This window comes from Streptococcus cuniculi (genome assembly GCF_001921845.1).
Classification (GTDB): Bacteria; Bacillota; Bacilli; order Lactobacillales; family Streptococcaceae; genus Streptococcus; species Streptococcus cuniculi.
Map to the genome: position 1 here is coordinate 307,275 of NZ_MSJM01000001.1, position 20,912 is coordinate 328,186.

A 20,912-nucleotide genomic window follows, 5' to 3' on the forward strand; every position below is an offset into this window, starting at 1 on the left:
TTATTTATCTTCAGTATAACAGAGTTTTCAGGGAAACTCAACCGTTCACATTTTGAAAGCCTTCTCATTTCTCACTTGTCCAAATCAAGCCCTTTCAGATTGACGATCCCTGCATGGGCATAGTCCTTTTCTAGAAAGGCTTGGATATGTTCCATATTTTCTCGAACACCGTGCAGAAAGGCTTCTTGAGAATAAAAGGCAATATGCGGTGTCAAGAGGACATTATCCATAGACATAAACGGTAAGGTGGTCAAATCAGGATCCTCACTCGATACGACATCTAAAATGGCATACGAAATCGTTCCATCTTCTAAGGCCGCTACCAAATCCGCCTCTTTTACCACACCCCCGCGGGAAGAATTGATAAACACGGGAGCTTTTTGAGCGAGATCAAACAAGGACCTATCAAGCAATTCTTTGGTCTGTTCATTTAACGGTAGGTGACTTGAGATATAATCGCTTTCTGCAAAAATCGTCTCAAGCGCTACGGCCTCTACTCCTGCTTGGGCAAATACTTCTTCTGCTACAAATGGATCGTAGGCCATCACCTGACAGCCAAAAGCCTGCAAGCGCTGGGCAATCAGCCTTGGAATATTCCCAAAACCGATGAGACCGACCGTGAGAGAAGACAGGCGCCGCATATCTGGAAAGAGTTCGTAATCCCATTTATGATCAACCTTAATCGAGCGGTTGAAATCATGCAGGCGACGATTGTGCATCAAAATCGCAGCCAGAACATAGTTGGCAACCTCATCTGTACAGTAGCTTGCCAGATGGGACACTGGCAAATTCTTCTTCGTGGCGTAGCCTAAATCGATACTATTAAAGCCGATGGAACGGTAAAGGACTAATTTCAGATTCGGCAGACTTTCCAATACCCGTTGCGTCAAGGGCTCATAAACCGCAATCACCACATCTGCGTCCTTGGCATTTGCAATAATCTCGTCTTCCGTCTGACTCACCCTGACCTCAATCGTCACATCAAGCCCCAATTCCCGAATGACCTCCTGCTCATAGGCCAACATCTCATCTTCAAACAATCTAACAATTTTCATAGGGATTCCTTTCTAGCCCATCATCCTCTTCAACTTTGTTGTTTACTATCTTTATTATACCAAGAAACCAAGCTTAAAGTAGCTTGATTTTCATGTTTAGTTTATCAATGTTAGTATATTTACAAACATCTATTTAAGAGTCAAGTTGTTTTGACCATTTAATAACAGATTTTCAAAAAATTGTGTCAGAGGCTGACTATCCTTTTGCAACATTTTGGCGTTGTCTAAAACCAAAGCATCTCGAAAGAAACGGGCATGCTTTTGAAAAGGTTCATTATCTACATCAAAGCCAAATTCTCGTAAATATTGAATCAAAAAAACCGTAATAGTTCGTGTATTTCCTTCTCGGAAAGGGTGGATCTGCCAAATCCCAGAGATAAACTGCTGAATATGAGCTACTATTTCCTCCTTGCTCAATCCTTGATAAGCAAATTTTTTCTCTTGAGTAAAATCGTAATCCAGAGTCGCTTCAATCATCGTATAGTCTGCATAAACTACACTCTCGCCATCTAAAACAGATTCTTTTTTCGAAATATTAGTCCTGCGAAAAGCACCAACTGGAATTTCATCAGGAAAAATGTCTTGAAAAAGCTCCTTATGAATGGACAGGAGCGCCCCTGGACTAAAACTAAACCCCCTGCGTGATAGAAGCTCTGTTATTCTCAAAGCCACCAAATCGGCTTCTTGTGTCTCGGTACTCACTTCCGCATGATAGCGGCTAATCTCCTCATGAACATCTTGATAGGTCAAATCTCCCTTAGCCTGCCTTTGAGCCAATTCTACCATGTGGGCCGAGGGTTCAAGACCATCAACTTTTTGCAAACCAAACCCAGTCTCCCAAAGATCTAGCTTCGTTTGGTAAGGTAAATTAGGATTATCAATACTGTACGTTGGTTGCATAAACGCTCTCCTTGTTTTTTTATTATCTAACTCTCGAATGATTAAAAGGAAATTCAGAGATGATTGCCGCAGAAGAAACAAAGTAAACAACCTACCCATATAGATGAATGTCTGGATAATTCAACTGATAAGTCATTCTAGCATACTTATCAAACTCATTGGCATATCGTTAGTCTGTTCAAAACCTAACTCAATTCCCCCACGCCAGAAAAGAATGCTCCAATCGTGTGCTTCCTTTTGGTTGGAGAACTTACAAAATTTGTCATGTAAGCACCTGCTTTCTAAAATACTTGTTAAGCACATTAACTAACTGTTTCATTTGAGTTACCTAGTACTTTTATTCCATTTGCAACACTTGCCACTGCAACTAGAATTTGACTAATTTCCTTGACTTGGTAATAATGAGGATATTCTCGCTTAATTTTTTGAAGCCTTTGCATAGCTAATTTCCTCAACTCAAACTTCATAACCCTAGCAGTCTTTTCAAATGTCCACTTATTTAAAATAGCTTGTGTTAATACTTTCTCAAAGACTGATTTATAAATTTCTTTTAATTCCCTTGAATAATATGGTGATACAAATTTATACTGTGATTGTTTTTTATCAAAATGCAATTTAGTAGAAAAACCTAAATACGCTTTACATAGACCGTTCTGAACATATTTAGGCCCAAGATCCCGAGCTGTTCCACATGAAACTGCAATAATTTTACCAGCACTTCGAGGTGGAATTACAGTATCTAATAGATTTTGGTGACTAACACCAGATTTTTTAAAACGATGATAAATTTCTTTTGACGAACCATGAGAAATTATTACAAAAGTATCTCTAGGATTAAGACTAGAAATATAGTCTATTTTCCTAGAGCTATATACCATTCTAACGTTATGACTCGTAGAAAGTCTCTGTACAATATTTTTGGAAAACTTACCAAACCGTTTCATGTTTGCATCTAATTGATTTCTAAAAAATACAACAGCCATATCAATACCTATAATCTAATAGCACCGTTGCTATAGTTTCTAAAAAATTCTCTCCAAATTTTTTACCAATCTCAGTAGCTTTTTGATATTCTTCTAGTACTTGAGTAATAGTATAGTCATGACCATCAACTTCATAATACAGCAAGTCCGCATCTTCTGAAAATTTATCCATTGTACTCCTCAAAAATTTTGATATAGGATCTAAATTTTTGATGCAATCTTCAATTCTATCAACTAACATAGGGGTATTATTTTTAGGTACAATAGCATCTATTTTATAATTATTTATAAGCTCATAATACTCTTTAGGAGAAATGTTTAGCTGTATATCTTTTGGTTGAGCCGATACATTATATCTGAACTCTGTGGAATAAAAAATAATTTTGCTAATCATATTATTTTTTCTAAAATCACTAATAAAATCTGTTCCCAAAGACTTACTGTCCTCATCAAAAAATCCATTTCTAAGATTATAATCAACCATCAAGATATCGTATCTCTCATTTTTCTTTTGAACAAACTCCGTGATAGTTGAAGCAATTTCAAAAGTCACTAAAAACCCTTTATCTTCTAACCTCAACGCATACAATTGAAAACTCCTTTCAATGTCTCTATGGTCATCAATAACTAAAACTCTATACTTAGGCATAATTTTATCTCCTTGGTAAATTAATCATAAATGTTGTAGATAATCGCTTATCTCCTAAATCAATCAAATGAATCTCCCCTCCAATATCTATCAGGTTTTCTTTAACAGACGCTAGACCAATCCCTGTTCCATTAGTACTCGAACTCCATAAAGTAAAAATACTACTTGACTTTTCCTTAGGTATTCCACAACCATTGTCCGAAAAATAAATTCGAATATCTGTAGAAGTATATTCAATCTTTAATTCAATTAACTTATTATCAAAACGATCTAATGCTTTTACAGAATTATTTAACAAGTTATCAAAGATAGTTTTCATTGTTTGTTCCGAACAAAATACTTTTAAATCTGCAATGCCATCTTGATAGTTTTCAATAAATTCTATTTTTTCTTTTTTAAATGTAGCTTCGTTTTGAATTTTAAAATCACTCAACATATCAATTAACTGATGATTTGATTTCCTTAATTTACTTGAATTAACTTTATCTAAAGATCCATTCACTAATTTCTCAATATCCATATATGATGATTTTAATACTGTTAAATCAAGATCAAATCCTTGTCTTTTAGCTAACTCTACTTGTAAATCAATTTCATTGTTAATTGTAACCAACTTATTCTTAATAGAGTGCAACATTTCATAAAGAATCCCTTCTTTATTACTTAATTGAGCATAAATTTTTATTTTTTTATCAACTTCTACTGTCGCCCTATCAATAGCATCTGCCCGTTCAGTAAGTTGGCTACTCGTCTCTTCAAATTGCTGAAGCAAAACATCTTTTTGATAATTTAGAATATCAGATTTTTCAATTATCTCTTTAAAACCGGTTAAAGAGTTACTTAGTTCAGTTCTAAATTCTCTTGCTTCTTCTTTTACAACTTCCGATGCTTCTTTTGCTTCCTTTTTTATTTGATTGAATACATAGTTCTCCAAAACTGTGATATTTTTCCAAATGAAATCTTTTAAAATTTTAAACTCCGCCGCATCTTCAATAAATCCAACCCTATCGGTAGCTTCTTTTAAAGCACCAAGCTCTAATAAAGATTGTCCATCAAGAAAAATATTCCCTACAAGATCACGAGTACCAAAAGTTCTAAATATTCCTTGAGCATGTTTTTTGTCTATTTCTAACCAATCGTTATGTGGTTCTCCATATGGTACTATTCTAAAGTTATCTCTAAAAACCTTAATATTACCATACTCATGTGGACGAATCCCTACCCTCCTCGTGAATAAATTCTTATCTCCTCTGTCTAAATAATATATTTCAAGAGATAACTTTCCAATAGGAGAATCTCCATCAAACATACGAAAGCTTTCTCCATATTCTGGCTCACCATCAGAAAATATTTTCAAAGAACAGTAACCATCAGAATATAATTGTGTCTCAATCTTACACCTTAAATAATTGAATGAATCATTTTTTATCTCTTCTTTATCAATTAATTTCTGATCTTGATAAAAAGAAATAAAAATTTTAAATTCACCGCTCTCTACAGGATTTGGAGATAAAAATTTACTGATATCTTTTTTTAACCTATCAATTTCGACTTGTGTCCACTCATCTCTCAAATGAGTTATCGTTAGAGAGAGACCGGTTTGTGAATCCGAGGAAATATTTTCAACGGTATATTCATTTTTTATTTCCTGTAATAATTTACTTCTATCGTCATATTTATTCCAGTCAAAGTTAACTATCGTTTTTCGAGACGAATCTATCCCGATTGATTCCAAAATAAGACCACTACCTATCTTATCAACTCCAAATCTACCAATCCCTTTCTCACCATTTGCAAAGCGCTTAATTAATTTACTCATCTTCTGAGAATCTATTCTTAATAATTTATTATTCTCCTTTGACGATCTCCCTAATTCCATCCAGTATCTATCAATCTGTTCTGTTGTCATACCGACTCCATTATCAACTATCTTTATAATAGAATTATCAGACGAAATCCAACCCTTATTTGAAACTTCGAAATTATGAAATTCAATATTGACTCTTGTAGCTCCAGCATCATACGAATTTTTAATTAATTCAAATATTGCAACATTATTATTTGTAATTAATTCTTGACCAACTAGAGTTTTTAATTTTGAATTCGTCCTAAAAGTAAACTCTCCCATAATTAGCTCCTATTAAAACTATCTATTGTAATTCCTACTTGCTCAGCAAACAATGGTGGAATCGCATTAGCAACTTGAGTATATCTAGGTACATCTTTTTTTCGACGCTCTCCACCTGTCGTATACGGTCCCTTGAACTCATAGTCATCTGGAAAACTTTGAATTCTTGCGTGTTCTCTAACAGTCATTATTCTTGGCTCAGAATAATGAATGTAATCATCTGGAATAGACGTTATTGTATTGCATACCGAATTTGATTTTAATGGAGTCACCCCTCTTTTTTTTAAGCCTTCAACAAGATTCATCGAAGGTGTAATTCGTATAGCCTTATCTGATACATTCATTAATTGTTCAAAAAGTTGGACTGTAGATTCCTTATGTTTTGCAAAACGATGACTATCTGGGATATCATCTTTTAAATTTTTTCTCATTAGTCGCTGATAGTTACTACCAATTTTACCATATAAGCCATTTTTGAAATTCTTAGTATCCATACTATCAATTTGTCCTTGAACTTGTGTTAAATCTCCAATAGCTTGAGATACAGTGATAGGCAACTCCAGGTCCTTTCTGTGTAAAAAATCGGGAATATGATTATACAAATTATCAAAAAATTCTTCTGTAATATTTTCATCTTTTGAAGCAAACAGGATAAATCTCTTTCTATTTTGAGGTACTCCAAAATCTGACATTAATACTAATTTATAAATAACAAAATAATCTAATTTTTCAAGAATCTCAATCAAGATAGTAGAATAATTTTGATTCTTTCCATTTACTTTGAAGTCTACTGTAAAACCTTGAACATTTTCAAAAAACAACATTCTAGGCTGAATCAATTGAATCATTTCGATGTAAGAATGCATCAATTGATTTCGTGCATCACTATTTTCTCTTTTGCCTGCCATTGAAAAACCTTGGCAAGGAGGTCCACCAACAACTAAATCTATTTTTCCTCTTAGCAAAGCTAGTTCTTGATGATGTTTACTCAGTAATTCATTTATATCCCAATTTTTCATCTCTAACCATTTAGGCCAATCAAAATGATTCTTTTTATCAATCAAATTGTATTTTAACGTCTCAAAAGCATGATGATTTTTCTCTACTGCAAAGACTCCTTTGAGACCTGCATTATGCAATCCCAACGACAGACCTCCTGATCCTGCAAATAAATCTATATATTTCATTCTCGTCCTCGTAATTCTTATACTACTTTCATTATACCACAAAAAAACACCTTTCCAGATGAATCCACTGAAAGACCACGACAAACGCATGAAAAATTGCACCTATCTTAATTTTTGATAAGTGCAATTTTTTAGGCTGGCTATTTTATCTCATTTCTATTAATCTAAGGAAAGTTAAACGAATAACTATAAAATGAGAAGCTCATCAAATTATTCCATCGTCAGCATAAATAACTCGGAATACAAGATTAACACTAAAGTCAAATATTGCCTTTTCTTATCACTAGGCTAATTTAGGAAAACCACCATAATTTACTATATTTATTTCTTAAATTCTCTTTTTCCCAATTATAGTACCTATTTAGAAAACTGTAATAATCTTCAGTATGGGCTTTATTTCATTAAATTCTTTCTCCAATTTATACCTTTCTTTTTCTAAATTAAAAAAATTTTCTGATTTGTTAAAAGTATGCCCCGCAACTTCTTGATTCATTTCTAATTCAACTAGGTATCTTAAATTGCTTCCAGAATATTTTTCTATGATATCTGATTTAGAACAGTATTTTTCAAGTTGTTCATAAAAACTATCATAATAATTATTTTTCTTGTTTATATTTATTTCTATAACTGTTTTATCTTTTATTATCTTGTTATGCGTTTCTATTTCTAATTGATGATTCTCATCTTTTGTATTATACAGATTGGCCGTTAATAAAATTGGATAGTCCTCTATTTCACTTGGAAAGGCTATGGCCGACTCATAAAATTTGTCTAATTTGTCTAACTCTGTCAAAAGAGTATTTTGATTTCTTGTATAAAAAAATGTAACATAAGAAAAAATTATTGGTATGATAACTACTAAGATCTTACCTAAATTCTTTAATTTATCCGCTAATTTGTTCAAATTAATATCCTTAATAACTTTTAGCATCTACTGTTTTCTCCATTCTAAATATATTACAACCCCCAACCTTTTTAGGCCGGGTTTTCATATTTATGGAGCTATCCCACCAACTTCTTCATCTCTTCAATCCGTGCGACGGTGGCGTCGTATTTGGTTTGGTAGTCGGCTTGTTTGGTGCGTTCTTTTTCAACGACTTCTGGTTTGGCGTTGGCAACGAATTTTTCGTTGGCGAGTTTTTTGCCAACCATGTCGAGTTCTTTCTGCCATTTGGCAAGTTCTTTTTCAAGACGAGCCAATTCTTCTTCGACATTGAGCAGATCTGCAAGAGGTAGATAGATTTCTGCTCCTGTGATGACGCTTGACATGGCAAGTTCTGGTGCGGTTAGGCTTGCATCAATTTCCAAATGTTCTGGATTGGTGAAGCGTTTGATGTAGTTGACATTTGCCTTAAAGAAATCTTCTAACTGGCTATCCGTTGGCTTAATCAAGAGCGTAATCGGCTTACTTGGGGCAACGTTGACTTCGCTTCGAGCATTTCGCACGGCACGAATCACATCTTTCAACGCTTCTACGCCATTTGCCGCTGCCTCATTTTCAAACTCAGGACGAACCACTGGGTAGCTTGCAGTCACAATGCTGCCTGTTGAAATCTGACCAAAGATTTCCTCGGTTACAAATGGCATGATTGGGTGAAGCAGGCGCAAGATTTGATCCAAGGTATAGAGAAGAACCGAACGGGTCATGACTTTTTCTGCCTCATCATCGCTATAAAGCACTTCCTTGGTCAACTCCACATACCAGTCCGCAAATTCGTCCCAGATGAAATTGTAGAGAATATGTCCTGCCACGCCAAACTCAAACTTATCAAAGTTTTCTGTCACCTTGGCAATGGTTTCATTAAGGTTGTGGAGAATCCAACGGTCGGTAACATTTCCGGCTTCGCTTGTAGCCACTTTTGCGACATTTTCACGCGCCTCATCAAGGTTCAAGCCCTCATTATTCATGAGAATGTAGCGAGAAATATTCCAGATTTTGTTAATGAAATTCCACGATGCGTCCATCTTTTCGTATGAGAAACGAACGTCTTGTCCTGGCGCAGAACCATTTGACAGGAACCAGCGAAGACTGTCGGTACCATATTTCTCAATAACATCCATTGGATCAATACCATTTCCAAGAGATTTAGACATCTTACGTCCTTCTTCATCACGAATCAGACCATGGATAAGAGCATTTCTAAATGGACTCTTTCCTGTAAATTCAATTCCTTGGAAAATCATGCGTGATACCCAGAAAGGAATAATATCATAACCAGTTACAAGTGTTGAATTTGGATAGTAGCGTTTGAAGTCAGCGCTATCTTCATCTGGCCAGCCCATGGTAGAAAACGGCCAAAGGGCAGAGCTGAACCAAGTATCAAGCACATCTGAGTCCTGGGTCCAGCCATCCCCTTCTGGTGCCTCTTCGCCCACGTAAATCTCACCTGCTTCGTTGTACCAGGCAGGGATTTGGTGACCCCACCAGAGCTGACGTGAGATAACCCAGTCGTGAATATTTTCCATCCATTGCAGATAAGTATCGTTGAAACGTGGTGGGTAAAACTCAACCTTGTCCTCTGTGGCTTGGTTAGCAATGGCATTCTTAGCCAATTGATCCATTTTTACAAACCACTGCGTGGACAAACGTGGTTCCACAACGGCACCGCTACGCTCAGAGTGTCCGACAGAATGCACGCGTTTTTCGATTTCCACAAGGGCACCCAATTCTTCCAATTTAGCTACGACTGCCTTACGAGCTTCAAAGCGATCCATTCCTGAAAATTCACCCGCCAAGTCATTCATAGTCCCATCATCGTTCATGACATTGACTTGCGGAAGATTGTGGCGTTGGCCAACAAGGAAGTCATTTGGATCGTGGGCAGGTGTGATTTTTACCACCCCTGTTCCAAATTCTGGATCTGCATGTTCATCGGCCACGATTGGAATAGCTTTATTGACAATCGGCAAGATAACGTTTTGGCCAATCAAGTCCTTGTACCGAGAATCTTCTGGGTTTACAGCAACAGCAACGTCTCCGAACATGGTTTCTGGTCGTGTTGTCGCCACTTGCAACGCACGCGAACCGTCTTCTAACATGTAGTTCATGTGGTAGAAAGCACCTTCGACATCTTTGTGAATCACCTCGATATCCGAAAGCGCTGTGCGAGCTGCTGGATCCCAGTTGATGATAAATTCTCCACGGTAAATCCAGCCTTTTTTATACAAATCAACAAAGACCTTACGAACGGCCTTTGACAAGCCCTCATCAAGGGTGAAACGCTCGCGCGAGTAATCAAGCGATAGGCCCATTTTGCCCCACTGCTCCTTGATGGTCGCTGCATATTCGTCTTTCCATTCCCAGACTTTCTCTAAGAATTTCTCACGCCCCAAGTCATAGCGAGTAATACCTTGCTCGCGGAGACGCTCTTCAACCTTGGCTTGAGTGGCAATCCCTGCGTGGTCCATCCCTGGCAGCCACAAGGTATCAAAGCCCTGCATGCGTTTTTGACGGATGATAATGTCTTGAAGCGTCGTGTCCCAAGCGTGACCAAGGTGCAATTTCCCCGTCACATTTGGCGGTGGAATCACGATTGAGTAGGGCTTAGCCGTCTCATCTTCAGATGGCTTAAAGACATCTGCCTCTAGCCATTTCGCATAACGACCAGCCTCAACCTCGGCTGGATTGTATTTTGGTGATAATTCTTTTGACATGATTTGTCCTTTCTTTTTATAGAGATTCGTTAAACATTCTTCAAACTCTGAGAAAGATTGAATATACAGTTTTTCTTTCTCAGAGTTTACGATAATCATTAGTCCAGAGCGACATTCCGGTACATAGCGATAGACATAAGAGAGTATCCTAGGGAGTTTTTCCTTTGTTCGAGGAAACGACTTAGAAATAATTTGATGAGAAAAGTGTAATTTTATGGTTATCTTATGTTTAAGGACAAGCACTACTATTTCTCTAAGAGAAGGTCGCATATTCATTCTCCTCCCACACCACTTCCAACTTCACCCGATCTGGGTCTTCAAAAAAGACGGCGTAGTGGTCTGGGCCTCCGGCATGTGGGTAGCGGTCATCATAAAGTAGGGTTACGCCATCAGAGCGCAGGCGCTCACGCAAAGCATCAACCTGCGCCTTGCTTGGGAGGCAAAAGGCGAGGTGATTGAGACCTGTTTGCTTTCTGTGATAGCTCGGTTCGCTGTAGTCCTCCTCGGTCTGGACAAAGACGAGATAGGTAGCCCGATAGCGGTAACAAAAGCCCTCTTCCCACTCTTGATACAATTCGTAGCCCAATTCCGCAAAGAGCTTGTCATAAAAGAGGCGACTATTTGCGAGATTCGACACATTGATTTCGATATGGTGGAGCATGCTACTTTCTCGACTTTCGCTGATTTTTTCTTGCTGCTTTAAGAACAGACCCCATTTTATCACTGCGCTCTTCTTCTAAGTAGCGATAAATCCGTTCTTTACCGTCGCCCATATAGAGAATTGGATTGAAAGCCTTGCTTTGGAACTTTCCGTCTGCTACCAGCTTTTCATCTACATGGCGGTGAATGATGCGGGCGATGAAATTCGTATAGTTTCCAAATTCAGCCACTTCCTCCACCTGACATTCTAAAACGAGCGGACAGTCATCTATCAAAGGGACATCTAATGTCAAGCCCTCTTGATAGGTCAAATTTGTCAAGCCAAATTTATCGCGACCACTATGGAAACCTGCCTGCTCAATTTCAAGCATGTGAGTTTCTAAGGGAAGGTTGAGACTAAAACTGCCATATTTCTGAATTTGCCGACAAGCATTGCCACCTGAAAACAGACCAATGACCAGCATATCTCCCAAGGTATAAGAAGAACTGGAGGTCGTGAGATTGTAGCCCCACTTCTCATCCTTATAGCCTAGAAAAAATATAGGAAATCCATAATAAAGTTTTTGCGTTTCAAAGACCTTTTTCATGTTGTGCCTCCCATTCTGTCCGCAGCAAGCCATAAGCCAACTCATCACAATGATTTCCTTCAAAATCCTTGTAGCCACGAATCCTTGCTTCTAAGGTGAAGCCTAGCTTTTCTGCGACACGCTTACTCTGCTGGTTGGAGCTGTAACATCTAATTTCGACCTTATGAAGATGAAGCACAGTAAAGCCGACTTCAATCAGCGCTGCAACTGCTTCTGGCATATAGCCCTTGCCCCAAAAGTCTGGATGAAGAAGGTAGCCCATCTCAAAAACATCATCCGAACGGCGATGGTTAAAATCACAAGAACCTATGATCCGATTGCTTCCTTTGACAGTAATTCCATAACCAGATGGTAAGTTCTCTTTTGCGAGGTTTTCGAAATACTTGTGCTCAACATACTCCCGTTCTTCCTCAAGAGTAGCTATCGGTGGAAAACCAGCGGGATGACACACCTCAGGCAAGCTGGCATAGGCAAACAGGTCTTTGACATCCTCTACCGTCCGCTGACGCAATATCAAGCGCTCGGTCTCCACTTTGGGCAAGCATTTCCCATCATACTCTTCTAAAAGGTTCAGCATCGTTTCCTCACTTTCTAGAGATTCTTTCCTCTTTCCAACAAAAAATCGCCCCTGCCGTATGACAGGGACGAAAGTTAAGACTAATTTCCGCGGTACCACCCAGATTCGGACCGAAATCCGCTCTTGTTCTTATTTCTATTCTCAATCCTCAGCAACAAATACTGACATCTGTGCGGATTTCTCAACACCACCGCTTTCTGTAACAGACAAACTCACTATCCCTCTGATTGGCTTTATTGTAGCAGATTTTCTAGGAAATTGCAACTGCTTATACTATTAAAGACCCTAGGCTTGTCTTACGACGATTTCCCTTGCCAATCCTTGACCTTGTCGGCATGGTCTTTGATCCATTTTTGAGCGGCTGCTTCAGCATCCATTCCTTGGTTGATGTCGAGCATAACGCTCTCCATATCCTCTTGCGACCAGGCAAAGCGGTCCAAGACTTGCACGGCTTCTTTCATGTCCTGCTCTAAATCTTTTCGAGTAAGGGTATGGATTTCTTCTTCCTGTCCCATACTGCCTTTTGGATCTTCTAAGTATTTCAGATCATATTTTGAGAACATCCAATGAGGCGACCAGCCTGTTAGGACAATCTCTTCCTTGTTCTTGATTGCCCGCTCTAATTCGGTCGTCATCGCTCCAGTTGAGGCAGACACCAACTCCCAGTCTGATAAGTTACGATACGCCTGCAAGGTCTCTTCGGTCGAAGTCATGATACCTGCTCCTGGCTCGATTCCTGTGATTTTTTGACCAGCTTGATTGCTTAAGTCTGCAATCGAATCGACTGACATATAACTTGGCACGACCAAGCCTGTCTTGACCCCCGTCATATTGGGACCAAGGTCTGTGACTTTGTCCTTGTATTGTTCATACAAAGCCCCATGGGTTGTTGGCAACCAAGCAGAAGTGGAAGCGTCCACTTCGCCATTTGCAACAGACTGCCATAACACCGCATTGTCAAGCGGAATCCTATCCACTTGGTAACCCATATCCTCTAAAACAGCAGCCATCACATAGGTGGAGGCAATCTCAGAGTCCCACTGAACATAGCCTAGAGTGATGGTTTCTTTCTTTTCCGTTGAAAAAGAAGTCACAATGCGTGCCCCAATCAAGAGGACAAGCCCTGCTAGTGCTGCACACCAGGCCAAACGCTGGCGCTTTTTCTCTTTTGCCGTTTTAACTCTTTTCCGAGAGACTGGCTGATTGAGGGCCTGGGTCATGCGGTCTATCATCATGGCTAAGATAACCAGAGACAGACCTGCGACAAATCCTGTACCAATATCTGCATGCTGGAGGGCTGATAGGACATCTCGACCAAGACCTGGTGCTCCAATCATAGAAGCTGTTACCACCATAGAAAGGGCCAACATAATGGTTTGGGTAATCCCTGTGAAAATGGTCGGTTTGGCAAGCGGCAATTCAACCTTGACTAATTTTTGACGGGCTGTGCCACCAAACGAATCTGACGCCTCAATCAATTCGCTTGGAATCTGGCGAATCCCGTGGTGGGTCATCCGCACCGTTGGGGGCAGGGCAAAGATAACAGAGGCTAATACCCCTGGAACCATTCCAATTCCAAAGAAGGCGACAGCTGGAATCAGATAGACAAAGGAAGGCATGGTCTGCATAAAGTCCAATATCGGACCTGTCACCGCTGCTACTTTCCTACTTTTTGCCATCCAGATTCCTAGTGGAACCCCAATCACGATTGAAATGGCGCTTGACACAATGACGAGGGTAATCGTACTCATCAAATGCTCCCATAATCCTTGGTTCCAAATAAAGAGCAAGCCGAGTGCTGTCAGAACTGGCAGTTGCCATTTTTTCTGACTAGCTAGATAAGCGACCAAGGTCAGCAAGGCAATCATCAACATCGGTGGAATAAATAAGAGCGTATCGGTCACTCCTCCCATCAGATCATTTCCGATATGTTGAATCAGGCTGAAAAAACCTGAAAAAGTTTGCGTCAGCCAATCTGTAAACGATTGAACCCACTCTGCAACTGGTAATTGAACATTCAAATTCACAATAATCTCCTTTCTGCTCTACTTGCTGGAAGCCAGTGCTTCAATCACCCGTCCACGAATAATCACACCGACCAGACGTTCCTTATCATCGACTACCGCAAGCGGAGTAGGCGAATCATGAATCAAGTCAAAAATATCTGTAATCAAGGTATCCGGATGCACCCGCTTGACATTCTGATCGAGAACACTGGATAAGGGAAGGCCAGCTTGTCGCGCATCACGCGCTGCTTCAGCTGTGATTGATCCCTTCAAGCGCCTGCGTTTATCTACTGCTAAAAGCATAGATGTTTCTTCTTTTCGCATGCGATTCAAAGCCACGTTAGGACCGTCAATGTCAATATTGGTTGTAAAGGGCGTGGTCATAATATTTTGAGCTGTCAAGACTTTTGAGCGATCGACATCCTCTACAAATTCTCGGACAAAATCGTTAGCAGGCTGGGTCAATATTTCTTCCCCTGTCCCAATCTGCATGATTTTTCCATCTGCCATAATGGCAATTCGATCTCCAATCCGTAAGGCCTCATTTAAATCATGGGTGATAAAAATAATGGTCCGTTCTTGCTCTGATTGTAAATCCAAGAGCTCATCCTGCATTTCTCGACGAATCAAGGGGTCAAGGGCTGAAAAAGCCTCGTCCATGAGCAGGATATCAGGGTTATTAGCCAGCGCTCTAGCCAGCCCAACCCGTTGCTGCATTCCTCCTGATAATTGATCAGGATATTGGTGGCGAAAGTCATATAAGGACGAATTTTTCAAGGCCTGTTCCGCTCGAGCAGTCCGCTCTTCCTTCGGAATTCCGCGCACTTCCAAGCCAAACTCTGTATTCTCTAAAATCGTCCGGTGGGGAAAAAGCCCAAAACTTTGGAAAACCATGTTGATTTTTTCGCGGCGGACTTGGCGGAGAGCTTCTTCATTCATCACTGAAATATTTTCTCCATCAATCCAAATCTCTCCTGATGTTGGCTCAATCAAGCGGTTCAGCATGCGCACAAGGGTCGACTTCCCAGAACCGGACAAGCCCATGATGACAAAGATTTCTCCTGCTTTAACCGAAAAATGAGCATCATAGACACCGACAGTTGCCCCTGTTTCTTTCAAAATCGCTTGCTTTGATTGTCCAGCCTTCACCATCTCCAAGGCCTGCTTCTGCCGTTTTCCAAATATTTTGGTCAATCCTTTGACTTCTAACTTTGTATTCATCCCTATTCCTCCTCTTCTAAAACACCATGTGACAACTTATTTAAAAATAAAGATTGTCACTTTGTGACCATCTAATCATAACATCAAGTTGTCACTTTGTCAACTCATTGGCACCAAACAAAAAACAACCCAGCTACAAACACGTAGTTTGTTACTGGATTGCACGTTCAATCATTCCTTATTCCATCCTAAAAGCCTGTTAGGAAAACAGATTTCTCATCCGACTTTCGGACAGTTCATCTCCTACAAAATACAAGGTATCATGGCGCTCAACCTTGGTATAGGGACCTGGCGAGACCAATAGCTGGTCCTCATGGCTAATCGCGACAATCGTCGCCCCTGTCGAATGCCAGATATTTAACTCACTGATGGACTTGCCATAATTTTCAGAAGGAGCAGACAGGGTCAGTTCCATCGGTACAAAGGGAAGTTGTTGTTGGACATGTCTGGTTCGGTTCAAAAAGCGATCCATCAAAGAGGTCAAGTGGTCAAATTCTTTTTTTTGTGCTTCGATACTTTGAAAGAGCTCTTTTTTCATATCCTGAAGCGAGGCAACATCCTGATAATTGGCTAAAAATTCCTTGGCTTTCGCAGGCGATGCCACAAAAGCTCCGCTGCCATGGCGAACTTCCATAATCTCTAAATCGACCAAGACATTGATCGCCTTCCGAGCAGTTTCAGAAGACACGCTAAAATTGCTGGCCAGGGTCGATCTCGCCTGCAATTTTGAACCAACAGGATATTTGCCACTGACAATTCGTTCTGCAATTTCAACGGCTATCTGCTGGTATCTCGGAAATGAAATCTGTTTTTTGGCCATCGCTACTCCCTACCACACAATAATACTTCCCCATCATTATAGTATAAAACCAGCAGAAAAGCAAAATCTGCTCAAGAAAAAAGAATGAGCCTATCATCATTTCCTAGAAATCGATTTTCCTCATTCCTTCTATATCAACTTCAGTAGCAAAATGTCACTTATGGTGCATCAACTGAGTTCAAGTTCCTAAAATGCTTGATAGCCTGACGGTTCCAAGAATACAAGGATACCAGCTGAAACACCAGTAAGCCTCCACAAACAAGAGCGAAGAGATAAAGCACTAGACCACCTTTGTAAAGATTCCACCATACCATAGTCGCAAACAGAGCAATGAGGACAAGCCCCACAAGATTGCGGCAAACAGCGTAGATGAGCAAGCCCTTCCGAGAACGGAATGTCTCTGCTTCTAGCTCCAATAGTACCCCCAGAATCAACTCTCCAATCAAACTCATCGTCCACCTCGTTTTTATATACTAGATTGAGCAAGGAATAGGACAAGGCAAAGAGCGACAGATAAAACTGGTCTTCATCAAAGCGACTGAACGATGTCCTAACCTTTATTTAATTCACTATCGCTTAAACAGCTTTTAGTCCTTCAAAGCAATGCCTTTTTCTTTCAATTGTTTCAAGGTCGCAGCTCCGATTCCTTTCAAGGCAAGCAAGTCTTTTTCTGTCCATGCCGCAAAGTCAGTAACGCTCTTAATGCCTGCTTGGTAGAAGGTTTCCAGACGGCTAGCTGGAATCCCCTCTAGTTCTGGTAGAGCTTGGAACTCTTCTAGACTTGCAGCTGCCTGACCTTTGAGGTCTGCGACCACTTCCTTGACTTGCTCAACCGCCTTATCAACGACTGTTTCAGCTACATCTACGACTTGCTCCAAGCGCTCACGGCCTGCTTTTTTCAACCTTGCCCATTCACGTTTCAATGCTTTTTTACGGTTTACTTTTTTCTTTGCCATTTTTCATATCTCCTTTTGATTCATTTTTAATACTGTCTTTGGCCAAATAGTTCATCTGGTAAATCATGGAATCCCTTGCCAGCAGCGTAGTTGGCAAACTTTCCCTGAATAAAGCGATAGGCATCTACCTTGCTCTCATAGCGAATGTAGGCATCTGCTGCCCGCTCGTCCTTGTCTTCTTCTAAGACACGACGGCTTTCTTCCATCGCCATTTCATTGATCATCACTTGGGTATTGACCCAAGCCTCAAACTCTTTTAAAAATTCCTGTTCATATGTCATTCGTCAATCCCCCTGTACACATCTGTCTCAATCGCCCGATAGGGGGCAATATCTTGGACATACTCCAAGACCCCTTGGAATTCCCCATTCGCATCGCGGACAGCCTTATAGGTCACATGGACAAATTGACCGCGCGATTCTGATTTGAACCACATTTCAAATTTGTCCTTACGCCCCTCACGCAAAGCTGTGAAAATCGCTCGGACCTTAGGCAATAATTTCGGCGGGTGGCACAATTCTACATGCCGACCAATCTGGCTCGGAGTTCGTTTAAAAATCATTTCCTCGCTCGGCACCGCATCATTATAATACTGGAAAATATCGTCTTTGTTGACGAAGGTGATTTCCATCGGGAGGTGATTCAAAATCAAGTTGGCCTGCTCCACAGACAAGTAGCCATTCCCAAAGACTTGACTTTCCTGCTGTGAGGCCTGTTTGGGTTTAAAGGAAATGGTCAGCTCTCCTTCTGGCGTGTCAATCCTGTGATGAATGACCTCGCCTGCACTTGCAGGCTCCTGTTCAGCTACTTCTGTGATGCTTGTTGCTGGCGTAAAGTCTTTTCGTTCGGGCTGCCAGATGTCACTCGGGCGGATAATGGCATAGCCAAACGTGTCACTTTCTCCTGCAATTTGCAGCCAATCATCTTGGGTGAAGGATTCCAACAGAATCATCAGCAAAATCGATTCTTCTTTAAAAATCATGCTTTCAAATTCGACCGCAAATGCTTCAAAGCTCTCTTGTAAAGCTGCAATCCCTTGCTGTTCTAGTTGCTGACAATCCTTTTGGACTATCGCAAACAAGTCCCGAATCTGATCATCCACACCCCACATGACCTTGGGCGGCGCATCATGACCGTATTTTTCCATGAGCGGAAAGAAGAGTTCTTCCTTACGGCGATAGTGGTTGTCAAACTGCCCGAGCAAGGCCAGCTGGCGCTCTAGACCCTTGGTCAATTCCGTCTGAACCGTATCCTCTGTGGCCTGTTCATAACTCTCCAGCAAACGCCGAATCCGAATAAGAGCAGCCCGCAGGGCTAAATTCTCATCCTTAAAGACCCGCACAGGGTGGCCTGCTTGATCCGCATCTGCCACTTCCACATTTTGAACCGCCTGCTTAAACAAATTCGCATGAACATCGCAAAGAGCCATGACATCTTCAAAGGTCACTCCCGAATCCGAATTCATCAGTTCATGCTCCATGAGGGAAATCTCAATCGCCGATACCCCTGCAAAGGTCTGATTGAACCGCTCCTGTACGCTTTCTGGACTTGCACCGCGGTGTAAATCCAATAAAATATCCTTTAAGATTTGAATGCGTTGGTCTGTCATCTTTCTCCTCCAATGACATCATAGCCATTCCACTCCAAGGTCGACTGAATGCGTCCCACATCAATGCCCTTCATCTTAGCTCCTTGCTTGAGCGAGACCGTTTTTCCCAACGTCTGTCGCATCAAGGGATTGGCAAGCGGCGTAAAACCAAGCTCGACCAAGATATCCAAGACTTCTGGATGTTCTTCAATGACCTGTGCCACGGGAATGGAAAGATCAATCGTATTCATGTTACTACCTTTTACCTTTATTTTCCACCATTATAGCATATTCTAGGAGGAAAGGGGAGAGAAAAAAGGGAAGTTTTCAAGTAAAAAACGCTTTCTTTCACCCCATCTCTTCCAATTAGGCCTGCCTTTTCCTCATCATCAGTTGATTGGATATGAATGTCTTTTCAGCATTAAACTATATTTTTTAGTGCTCAAAAGATTACAAATGACGCAAATTATGATAAAATTAGAAAATTCATACAGTTACTTGAAGGAGAAAAATACAATGAGTGAGAAACAGCATCATTCAAGGAATAAAATGGAAAGGAGCCTTCAAAATCGCCATGTGCAAATCATGGCCATCGCTGGAACCATCGGAACAGGATTATTTCTGGGTGCAGGACGCTCGATTAGCCTGACTGGGCCGTCTATCATCTTTATTTACATGCTGACAGGCGGCTTCATGTACCTCATGATGCGGGCGATTGGCGAAATGCTCTACCGCGATCCTGACCAGCATACCTTTATCAATTTTATCACCTATTACATGGGCAAGGGCTGGGGTTACTTTGCTGGCTGGTCCTACTGGCTATCGGTCGTCTTTATCGGAATGGCCGAACTCACCGCTGTCGCAGAATACGTTCAATTCTGGTTTCCAACCTGGCCGTCTTGGATCATTCAATTGGTCGTTTTAGTGATATTAGGTCTGGTCAACTTGATTGCTGTTCGTATCTTCGGCGAAGTCGAATTTTGGTTTGCCATGATTAAGATTATCGCCATTCTAGCCTTGATTGCCACAGCCATTTTCATGGTCTTGACAGGATTTGAAACACCGACTGGCATCGCAAGTATCACCAATATCAGCGACGGATTTAGCCTCTTTCCAAATGGTCCACTAAACTTCATCGTTGCCTTTCAGATGGTCTTTTTTGCCTATCTCATGATGGAATTTATCGGTGTAACCACCGCTGAAACAGAAAATCCCCGCAAGGTTCTTCCAAAAGCAATCAAGGAAATCCCTGTCCGTATCGTCTTTTTCTACGGGGGTGCTTTGCTAGCCATTATGGCCATCATTCCTTGGAAGAATTTGGCAACGGCTGGCTCTCCCTTTGTAACGGTCTTTGAATTAGCAGGTATCAAATGGGCTGCTGGCTTGATCAACTTTGTCGTCTTAACCTCTGCTGCATCAGCCCTCAATTCGACCCTCTATTCTACCGGACGCCACCTCTATCAGATTGCCCACGATTCGCCAAACGCCTTTCTGAAGAAATTTAAAGTCGATACCCTATCGCGTCAAAATGTTCCACAAAATGCGATTCTCACTTCTGCGGTGGTCATTGCGCTAGCTGCAGCCATCAGCGTCTTACCTGGGGTATCCGATGCCTTTACCCTGATTACAGCCTCCTCTTCAGGAGTCTATATCGCCATCTATGTCTTGGTCATGCTGGCCCACCTCAACTACCGCACATCAACAGATTTCATGGCAGACGGCTACCTGATGCCCGCCTACCGTATCTTAAATCCGCTGACCATCGGCTTTTTCCTCTTCGTCTTTGCCACCTTGTTCCTCCAAGAAGCAACCCTCTGGGGAGCCATCGGTTCAACCATCTGGATTATCCTCTTTGGCGGGTATAGTCAGTATAAGTTTAGAAAGTATAATAAAGGTTAGGACATCGTTCAGTCGCTTTGATGAATGCCAGTTCTATCTGCA

General features: G+C 40.9%; 20 protein-coding genes and 1 pseudogene. 1 reads left to right on the plus strand and 20 read right to left on the minus strand.

The genetic code is table 11. From position 1 onward, the window contains the following. Positions 1 to 71: 71 nt before the first annotated feature. The 20 genes and pseudogenes from BU202_RS01470 to BU202_RS01570 all read right to left on the minus strand — a co-directional run bounded on the left by BU202_RS01470 (position 72) and on the right by BU202_RS01570 (position 19,222). A complete protein-coding gene (locus tag BU202_RS01470) occupies positions 72 to 1,055 on the minus strand; it encodes a C-terminal binding protein (protein WP_075104025.1) in 984 nt (327 codons plus the stop codon). A 129-nt stretch (positions 1,056 to 1,184) separates the two neighbouring features. Beyond that, positions 1,185 to 1,955 carry a Fic family protein gene (locus BU202_RS01475; protein WP_075104026.1) on the minus strand — a complete coding sequence of 257 codons (771 nt, stop codon included), beginning with the start codon at positions 1,953 to 1,955 and terminating at the stop codon, positions 1,185 to 1,187. A gap of 94 nt (positions 1,956 to 2,049) precedes the next feature. Then, positions 2,050 to 2,221 (minus strand): annotated as a pseudogene (locus BU202_RS10630) (DNA cytosine methyltransferase); the annotation flags it as partial. A 36-nt stretch (positions 2,222 to 2,257) separates the two neighbouring features. Then, the gene (locus tag BU202_RS01485) at positions 2,258 to 2,938 is read right to left on the minus strand and encodes a hypothetical protein (RefSeq protein WP_075104027.1); all 681 of its coding nucleotides are present in this window, start codon (positions 2,936 to 2,938) and stop codon (positions 2,258 to 2,260) included. A 1-nt stretch (position 2,939) separates the two neighbouring features. Then, positions 2,940 to 3,587: a response regulator gene (locus tag BU202_RS01490; protein ID WP_075104028.1), complete on the minus strand. Its 648-nt coding sequence runs from the start codon at positions 3,585 to 3,587 to the stop codon at positions 2,940 to 2,942. A gap of 4 nt (positions 3,588 to 3,591) precedes the next feature. Beyond that, the gene (locus tag BU202_RS01495) at positions 3,592 to 5,715 is read right to left on the minus strand and encodes a sensor histidine kinase (RefSeq protein ID WP_075104029.1); all 2,124 of its coding nucleotides are present in this window, start codon (positions 5,713 to 5,715) and stop codon (positions 3,592 to 3,594) included. Between the two features lie 2 nt (positions 5,716 to 5,717). Continuing rightward, positions 5,718 to 6,902: a DNA cytosine methyltransferase gene (locus tag BU202_RS01500; protein WP_075104075.1), complete on the minus strand. Its 1,185-nt coding sequence runs from the start codon at positions 6,900 to 6,902 to the stop codon at positions 5,718 to 5,720. A 361-nt stretch (positions 6,903 to 7,263) separates the two neighbouring features. Beyond that, the gene (locus BU202_RS01505; protein WP_075104030.1) at positions 7,264 to 7,833 is read right to left on the minus strand and encodes a hypothetical protein; all 570 of its coding nucleotides are present in this window, start codon (positions 7,831 to 7,833) and stop codon (positions 7,264 to 7,266) included. 71 nt (positions 7,834 to 7,904) lie between these two features. Beyond that, on the minus strand, positions 7,905 to 10,556 hold the full coding sequence (locus BU202_RS01510) for a valine--tRNA ligase (RefSeq protein WP_075104031.1): 2,652 nt from the start codon (positions 10,554 to 10,556) through the stop codon (positions 7,905 to 7,907). 253 nt (positions 10,557 to 10,809) lie between these two features. Further along, complete coding sequence (locus BU202_RS01515; protein ID WP_075104032.1) at positions 10,810 to 11,217, minus strand: VOC family protein; 408 nt, start codon at positions 11,215 to 11,217, stop codon at positions 10,810 to 10,812. Between the two features lies 1 nt (position 11,218). Further along, complete coding sequence (locus tag BU202_RS01520) at positions 11,219 to 11,803, minus strand: flavin reductase family protein (protein ID WP_075104033.1); 585 nt, start codon at positions 11,801 to 11,803, stop codon at positions 11,219 to 11,221. After that, entirely contained in the window at positions 11,787 to 12,377 is a 591-nt protein-coding gene (locus BU202_RS01525; protein WP_075104076.1) for a GNAT family N-acetyltransferase, read from the minus strand. Before BU202_RS01525 ends, BU202_RS01520 begins: the two co-directional genes overlap by 17 nt. Before the next feature lie 299 nt (positions 12,378 to 12,676). Further along, complete coding sequence (locus tag BU202_RS01535) at positions 12,677 to 14,407, minus strand: ABC transporter permease/substrate binding protein (RefSeq protein ID WP_083605727.1); 1,731 nt, start codon at positions 14,405 to 14,407, stop codon at positions 12,677 to 12,679. 18 nt (positions 14,408 to 14,425) lie between these two features. After that, complete coding sequence (locus tag BU202_RS01540) at positions 14,426 to 15,607, minus strand: quaternary amine ABC transporter ATP-binding protein (protein ID WP_075104036.1); 1,182 nt, start codon at positions 15,605 to 15,607, stop codon at positions 14,426 to 14,428. 199 nt (positions 15,608 to 15,806) lie between these two features. Next, positions 15,807 to 16,427, minus strand: a complete 621-nt coding sequence (locus BU202_RS01545) for a GntR family transcriptional regulator (RefSeq protein ID WP_075104037.1) — start codon at positions 16,425 to 16,427, stop codon at positions 15,807 to 15,809. A 158-nt stretch (positions 16,428 to 16,585) separates the two neighbouring features. Then, on the minus strand, positions 16,586 to 16,879 hold the full coding sequence (locus BU202_RS01550) for a hypothetical protein (protein WP_075104038.1): 294 nt from the start codon (positions 16,877 to 16,879) through the stop codon (positions 16,586 to 16,588). Between the two features lie 135 nt (positions 16,880 to 17,014). Then, positions 17,015 to 17,383: a helix-hairpin-helix domain-containing protein gene (locus BU202_RS01555; protein ID WP_075104039.1), complete on the minus strand. Its 369-nt coding sequence runs from the start codon at positions 17,381 to 17,383 to the stop codon at positions 17,015 to 17,017. A 26-nt stretch (positions 17,384 to 17,409) separates the two neighbouring features. Beyond that, positions 17,410 to 17,664 carry a DUF1912 family protein gene (locus tag BU202_RS01560; protein ID WP_075104040.1) on the minus strand — a complete coding sequence of 85 codons (255 nt, stop codon included), beginning with the start codon at positions 17,662 to 17,664 and terminating at the stop codon, positions 17,410 to 17,412. Then, positions 17,661 to 18,992 carry a DUF438 domain-containing protein gene (locus BU202_RS01565; protein WP_075104041.1) on the minus strand — a complete coding sequence of 444 codons (1,332 nt, stop codon included), beginning with the start codon at positions 18,990 to 18,992 and terminating at the stop codon, positions 17,661 to 17,663. The genes BU202_RS01560 and BU202_RS01565 overlap by 4 nt, the downstream gene beginning before the upstream one ends. Then, positions 18,989 to 19,222: a DUF1858 domain-containing protein gene (locus tag BU202_RS01570; protein WP_075104042.1), complete on the minus strand. Its 234-nt coding sequence runs from the start codon at positions 19,220 to 19,222 to the stop codon at positions 18,989 to 18,991. Before BU202_RS01570 ends, BU202_RS01565 begins: the two co-directional genes overlap by 4 nt. A gap of 265 nt (positions 19,223 to 19,487) precedes the next feature. Between BU202_RS01570 and BU202_RS01575 the strand changes: the two genes are divergently transcribed. Then, on the plus strand, positions 19,488 to 20,870 hold the full coding sequence (locus BU202_RS01575) for an amino acid permease (protein ID WP_075104043.1): 1,383 nt from the start codon (positions 19,488 to 19,490) through the stop codon (positions 20,868 to 20,870). Positions 20,871 to 20,912 lie beyond the last annotated feature (42 nt).